The sequence below is a fragment of the Sphingobium indicum BiD32 genome (assembly GCF_000382885.1).
Classification (GTDB): Bacteria; Pseudomonadota; Alphaproteobacteria; order Sphingomonadales; family Sphingomonadaceae; genus Sphingobium; species Sphingobium japonicum_C.
Window position 1 is genome coordinate 1 of the sequence record NZ_CAVK010000092.1, and the last position, 5,680, is coordinate 5,680.

Consider the following 5,680-nt stretch of genomic DNA (forward strand, 5'->3'; position numbering starts at 1 on the left):
GCGCTGCGTCTGGACCGGCGGCCCGCCACCGCCACCACCGATCAGGCTGAGCGGATTGATGCCCATCACCACCATGATGATCAGCGCCACGGCAATGCCGCCGCAGCCGAACCTGCTGCCGATCAGCGGCAGGAGCATGCCCAGTCCGCCGCCCAGGCCACCGCCGCCAAGGCCGCCACCCCGGCCATCCTGCACCTCGAAATGGCTGCTTTCCTGTTCGTCGTCGAGACGCATGACGCCCTCCCTCTTTGCACCCTGCCTACGCGATTTGCCGGATGCTGCAAACCGCCGGGATGGCCAGAGGGTTGCGCGCAAAGCAAATTTTATCGACCCACATTAAGTTGGATTGCCGCGCCCAATACATATATTGCACTGCATCATGGACAATCAGCCCAAACCCCTCCGCCGCGCCCGCACGCCTTTGCCCCTGCCCCGCGAAGTCGCGCTGCTGCTTCAGGGAGGGGGTGCGCTCGGTTCCTTCCAGTCGGGCGTCTATGAGCGGCTGGACGAACTGGGGGTGGATGTCAGCTGGGTGGCGGGCATTTCGATCGGCGCGGTCAATGCCGCAATCATCGCGGGCAACCCGCCCCATCGGCGGATCAGCCGCCTCAAGAAATTCTGGTACACCGTGTCGGGCGGGATGCCCAACATCCTGCTGCCCGACATCGACCATATCCGCGAGATTGCGCATCTGGCCGCCGCGGGCACGGTGGCGACCTTTGGCGTGCCGGGCATGTTCCGCCCGCGCCTGTGGCCCGCGACGATGATGCCCGAAGGGTCGGCGGGCGCGATCAGCTTCTATGACAGCGCACCGCTGAAGGATACGCTGGACGCCTGTATCGACTGGGATCTGCTGAATGACGGTCCGGTGCGGCTGTCGGTGGGCGCGGTCGATGTGGAGACCGGCAATTTCGCCTATTGGGATACGCGCGGGCCGGGCGGCAATACCCGGATCGACGCGCGCCACATCATGGCATCGGGCGCGCTGCCGCCGGGCCTGCCGCCGGTCGAGATTGACGGGCGCTGGTATTGGGATGGCGGCATCGTGTCCAACACCCCGCTCGCCCATGTGCTGGACCATCAGACCGAGGATATGCTGGTATTCCAGGTCGACCTCTTCCCCGCCGAAGGGCCGATGCCGCGCCAGATGACCGACGTGTATTCACGCACCAAGGATATCCAGTTTTCCAGCCGCACCCGTCAGGTCACCGACCAGTATCTGCGGCTGCGGCGTGAACATGGCGCGATCAAGGCCTTGCTCGAAAAGCTGCCACCCGAACTGCGCGACGAGCCGGAGGCGCAGAAATTGCGCGACATATTGGATGGCGGGTCGGTCAATATCGTCCACCTCATCTACCGCAGCCGCAACTGGGAAAGCGGCGCGAAAGACTTTGAATTTTCCCGCGCCACGATGCTGGACCATTGGAGCCAGGGCCGCGACGCGGTGGAGGAAGTGATGCACAAGGGCGACCTGATCGCCCGCAACATCCTGAACGGCAAGAGCGCGACCTTCGACCTCGACGCGCCCGATCATCTCAAGGAGAAAAAGGCATGAGCAAGGCTTTTGCGGGCAAGACCGCGCTGATCACCGGTTCGACGTCAGGCATTGGCCTGGCCTATGCCAAGGCGCTGGCCGGGGAAGGCGCGAATATCGTCATCAACGGCTTTGGCGACAAGGATGCGATCGAGCAGGAACGGCTGGGGCTGGAGGCGCTGAGCGGGGCCAAGGCGCTGTATAGCGGGCATGACCTGACCAAGCCGGAGCAGATCGAGGCGATGATGGCGGAGGCCGCGACGGCCTTTGGCGGGGTCGATATATTGATCAACAATGCCGGAATGCAGCATGTCGCCCCGGTCGAGGATTTTCCGGTCGACAAATGGAACCTGATCATCGCGCTGAACCTGACCAGCGCGTTCCACGCGACGCGGCTGGCCGTGCCCTATATGAAGGGCAGGAAATGGGGCCGGATCATCCAGACCGCCAGCGCCCATTCGCTGACCGCCTCCCCGTTCAAGAGCGCCTATGTGACGGCCAAGCACGGCCTTGCGGGTTTCACCAAGACGGTGGCGCTGGAAGTCGCGACATTTGGCATCACCGCCAACTGCATTTCGCCCGGCTATGTCTGGACCCCGCTGGTGGAAAACCAGATCCCCGACACGATGAAGGCGCGTGGGCTGACGCGCGAGCAGGTGATGAACGACGTGCTGCTGGCGGGCCAGCCGACCAAGCAGTTCGTGACGGTCGAACAGGTCGCGGCGATGGCGATGTTCCTGTGCAGCGACGCCGCCGCCAACATCACCGGCGCGAATATGAGCATCGATGGCGGGTGGACGGCGCAGTGATGCGCCGCCCGTCCTGATAGTTGGATCCCGATGACTTTAGCTTGCATAACCTCCGTTCGGGCTGAGCCGGGACTGAGCTTGTCGAAGGCCCGTATCGAAGCATCGCGCTGATACGCATCCTTCGATACGCCGCTTCGACAAGCTCGGCGGCTACTCAGGACGAACGGATCAAGGTAAAGTCATCGGGATCTAAGTCGCCTTCGGCTCCAGCAGACGCAGCACCGATTGCAGTCCGTCCTCGCTCGCCGTCGCCAGCGGCAGGGGGCGGTCGGGCAGGCCGTCATGCTGGCTGTTGAGGAACAGGATCGCGGCAGGCGCGCCCAGTTTCTCGATCACGATGCGCGTGACGCGGCCTTGCCGTTCGGCTTCGGCCGGGGACAGGCGCACCGCATTATGCGGGGTGAAGCGGCGGCCCGGCGATGTGCGGTTGGAGGATGGCGCGGCGGCGGGCTGGACGGGGGTATCGGTCGTCATCGATCAGCTTTTCAGCGTCACGATGCCGACCGGGCCGGGCTTGGTCGACGGGTTGGACGCATTGGCCTTGGGCGGCTTTTCGGCCTTGGGCTTGCGGATCTCTTTGCTCGATTTCTTCTGACTTTTGGCCATGGTCTGGGTCTTTCAGTTCGCGGGAGTGGATGCAGCGTTCAGAGCAGCTTCCGCTTCCTCTTCGGCGCGGAATTCGGCGGCGATCGCTTCATCCTCCGTTTCTACCGTGCGGGTGGCGCGGCGGCGCTCGGCGCTGGCGGCAAGCTTGGCTTCGCGGCCCCAGGCATTGGCGGCGGCGACTGCGACGCGGCGCGCATTGGGCAGGGTTTCGGACAGCGAACGGGCGTGATGGATCGACTGCTGGGCTAGGCAGAAGGCGGATGTCTGGGCCATGGAGCAGGCTCCTTTGCGCGAGGAAACGGGATGTCGGGGCGACAGGCTGCGCTTCGTCGGACGCGCGCGGATCAATCATGTCGCAAGGGGGCGGACGATCATGGGGCCGCGCAGTGCGGCGGATCGTTCCTTTCACTTGTGAAATAGTATGGATGGCGGGACTTTACAAGGGCGGGCGCTTTTTCGTCGTCCGGCCCGCAGCCCCCTTTAACGCGCATAAAATGCCCTTATGCTGCGGGCAACCAAGGGAGACTTTCATCATGCGCCATGCGCTCACGGCCATATTGGCCGCCGCCAGCTTTTCGTCCATCGCCGCCGCGCAGACCGAGCCTGCGGCCCCGGCCCCCGTCCCCACCGCACCCCCGCAGAGCGCGATTGGCGCTGCGATCGCCAAGGATATGGACGGGCTGATGACGCTCTATCGCGATCTTCATGCCAATCCCGAATTGTCGGAGCAGGAGGTGAACACCGCCGCCAAGCTCGCCAAGCGGCTGAAAGCGATGAAGTTCGACGTGACCGAGAAGGTCGGCGGCACCGGCGTCGTCGCGGTGATGAAGAACGGGTCCGGCCCGGTGCTGCTGATCCGCGCCGACATGGACGGGCTGCCGGTGGTGGAGCAGACCGGCCTGCCCTTCGCGTCGAAGGTGCGGACCAAGACCCCCGAAGGCGTCGAGACCGGCGTGATGCACGCCTGCGGCCATGACACGCATATGACCGCCTTTATCGAAACCGCGAAGCTGCTGGCGGCGGCGAAGGACGATTGGAAAGGCACGCTGGTCATGATCCTCCAGCCCGCCGAGGAGGTTGGGCGGGGCGCGCGGCTGATGCTGGAGGATGGACTATATACACGCTTCCCCAGGCCGACCCACGCCATCGCCTTTCATGACGCGGCCAATCTAGAAGCGGGGAAGATAGGCTATACGCCGGGCTTCGCGCTGGCCAATGTCGACAGCGTCGACATTTTGGTGCGCGGCGTCGGCGGCCATGGCGCCTATCCGCAAACGACCAAAGACCCGATCGTGCTGGGATCGCGGATCGTGGGCTCGCTCCAGACTCTGGTGAGCCGCGAACAGGAGCCTTCGGACCCGGCAGTGGTGACGGTGGGCAGCTTTCAGGGCGGGGCCAAGCATAATATCATCCCCGACGAGGCGAAATTACTGCTGACGATCCGCAGCTATTCGGACGAGACGCGGGCGAAGCTGATCGAGGGGATCAAGCGGATTTCGCGCGGTGAAGCGATTGCCGCGGGCGTACCGGACGACCGGATGCCGGTGGTGACGGTGAAGGATGAATTCACCCCATCGACCTATAACCCGCCCGAATTTGCCGAACAGATGGCGGGGATATTGAAAGACCATTTCCCGCAAGGCCAGGTGGTCAAGACCCCCGCCGTGATGGGCGGCGAGGATTTCGGCCGCTTCTATCGCGCGGACAAGGCTATCCAAAGCTTCATCTTCTGGGTCGGCGGCGTACCCGCCGACAAGATGGCGGCGGCGCAGGCAGGACAGGCATCGCTCCCCTCCCTCCACAGCCCCTTCTGGGCGCCGCAAGCCGACAAGCTGATCGCGACGGCCAGCGAGGCGATGACGGTGCTGGCGCTGGATATATTGAAGAAGGAGTAGGAAAAGGTCCGGCGCCGATCTTTTCCTGTTGGCACAACCGGCCAAATCACGGCATGTTCAAAGAGTCAGTTTAGCAGGGGGCATTTGGCATGGATTTGGCAGCACGACTTACTGAACTGGCAACGAGGACACAAAAGCATCGCGAAGTTTTGCTGACGGAGGAGGCTGCAAAAACAGCTCTTGTCATGCCCTTCCTTCAGATGCTGGGTTACGACGTATTCAACCCATCCGAGGTTATCCCGGAATATAGCGCAGATGTTGGAACCAAGAAGGGCGAGAAAGTCGATTACGCGATTTGTATAGATAATATTCTGTCTATCCTTGTCGAATGCAAGCCTTCCACTGCTGAACTGAATGTCAATCATGCAGCACAGCTTTTTCGCTATTTTAGCGTCACAGATGCGCGGCTGGCGATCCTAACAAACGGCGTCATCTATCAGTTTTATTCGGACGTGGATCAAGCCAACCGGATGGACGGAAAGCCGTTCTTCACCCTAAATCTGGACTCCATCCGCAAGTCAGACATTAAAATCCTCGAACATTTTACGCGAACCGGTTTCAATATCGACAATATTGTTCGTGAAGCAGGCAATCTGAAACTCGAATCACTCGTCCGCAAGGAACTTGAAAGTGAGATGGCGTCGCCATCTGAGGAACTCACCCGCTTGATAGCTAGCCGTGTTCAACCTGGTCGCGTGACAGCGCAAATCAAAGACAGCTTTCAGCGGCTTATTGGTAGCGCATTTGCTTCCATTATTCGTGACCACGTCAACGATCGGCTTACCTCTGCTCTTAATGCATCCACCTTGCCGGAGCCTGAGAGCCCGATTCAGAAG

At 62.0% G+C, this 5,680-nt stretch carries 7 protein-coding genes and 1 pseudogene; 4 read left to right on the forward strand and 4 right to left on the reverse strand.

Annotated features, from left to right (window positions below; genetic code table 11):
- A pseudogene (locus EBBID32_RS09960) lies at positions 1–234 on the reverse strand (KPN_02809 family neutral zinc metallopeptidase); the annotation flags it as partial.
- Positions 235–379: 145 nt separating this feature from the next.
- Between EBBID32_RS09960 and EBBID32_RS09965 the strand changes: the two are divergent.
- Together EBBID32_RS09965 and EBBID32_RS09970 are read left to right on the forward strand one after the other, a co-directional pair.
- A complete protein-coding gene (locus tag EBBID32_RS09965; protein ID WP_006955440.1) occupies positions 380–1,555 on the forward strand; it encodes a DUF3734 domain-containing protein in 1,176 nt (391 codons plus the stop codon).
- Complete coding sequence (locus EBBID32_RS09970) at positions 1,552–2,343, forward strand: 3-hydroxybutyrate dehydrogenase (RefSeq protein ID WP_006955450.1); 792 nt, start codon at positions 1,552–1,554, stop codon at positions 2,341–2,343. The genes EBBID32_RS09965 and EBBID32_RS09970 overlap by 4 nt, the downstream gene beginning before the upstream one ends.
- A 189-nt stretch (positions 2,344–2,532) precedes the next feature.
- Here EBBID32_RS09970 and EBBID32_RS09975 read toward each other — a convergent pair whose 3' ends face one another.
- Genes EBBID32_RS09975 through EBBID32_RS09980 form a run of 3 tightly spaced genes read right to left on the reverse strand, consistent with a single transcriptional unit; the run spans position 2,533 to position 3,222 of the window.
- A complete protein-coding gene (locus EBBID32_RS09975) occupies positions 2,533–2,817 on the reverse strand; it encodes a hypothetical protein (protein WP_006955451.1) in 285 nt (94 codons plus the stop codon).
- Positions 2,818–2,820: 3 nt separating this feature from the next.
- Positions 2,821–2,949 carry a hypothetical protein gene (locus EBBID32_RS25105; RefSeq protein ID WP_006955453.1) on the reverse strand — a complete coding sequence of 43 codons (129 nt, stop codon included), beginning with the start codon at positions 2,947–2,949 and terminating at the stop codon, positions 2,821–2,823.
- Positions 2,950–2,961: 12 nt separating this feature from the next.
- The gene (locus EBBID32_RS09980) at positions 2,962–3,222 is read right to left on the reverse strand and encodes a hypothetical protein (RefSeq protein WP_006955455.1); all 261 of its coding nucleotides are present in this window, start codon (positions 3,220–3,222) and stop codon (positions 2,962–2,964) included.
- A gap of 260 nt (positions 3,223–3,482) precedes the next feature.
- Here EBBID32_RS09980 and EBBID32_RS09985 point away from each other — a divergent pair, with 260 nt between their 5' ends.
- Both EBBID32_RS09985 and EBBID32_RS09990 read left to right on the forward strand, forming a co-directional pair.
- Positions 3,483–4,844, forward strand: coding sequence for an amidohydrolase (locus tag EBBID32_RS09985; protein ID WP_006955460.1), 1,362 nt, complete (start codon positions 3,483–3,485; stop codon positions 4,842–4,844).
- 89 nt (positions 4,845–4,933) lie between these two features.
- Positions 4,934–5,680, forward strand: a 747-nt coding sequence (locus EBBID32_RS09990; protein ID WP_037490044.1) for a type I restriction endonuclease, incomplete at its 3' end; no start/stop codon positions are given.

Bases quoted from the DNA above. Each gene is read 5' to 3' on its own strand.
- EBBID32_RS09965 (WP_006955440.1), top strand. From the start codon at position 380: ATGGACAATCAGCCCAAACCCCTCCGCCGCGCCCGCACGCCTTTGCCC.
- EBBID32_RS09970 (WP_006955450.1), top strand. From the start codon at position 1,552: ATGAGCAAGGCTTTTGCGGGCAAGACCGCGCTGATCACCGGTTCGACG.
- EBBID32_RS09975 (WP_006955451.1), bottom strand. From the start codon at position 2,817: ATGACGACCGATACCCCCGTCCAGCCCGCCGCCGCGCCATCCTCCAAC.
- EBBID32_RS25105 (WP_006955453.1), bottom strand. From the start codon at position 2,949: ATGGCCAAAAGTCAGAAGAAATCGAGCAAAGAGATCCGCAAGCCCAAG.
- EBBID32_RS09980 (WP_006955455.1), bottom strand. From the start codon at position 3,222: ATGGCCCAGACATCCGCCTTCTGCCTAGCCCAGCAGTCGATCCATCAC.
- EBBID32_RS09985 (WP_006955460.1), top strand. From the start codon at position 3,483: ATGCGCCATGCGCTCACGGCCATATTGGCCGCCGCCAGCTTTTCGTCC.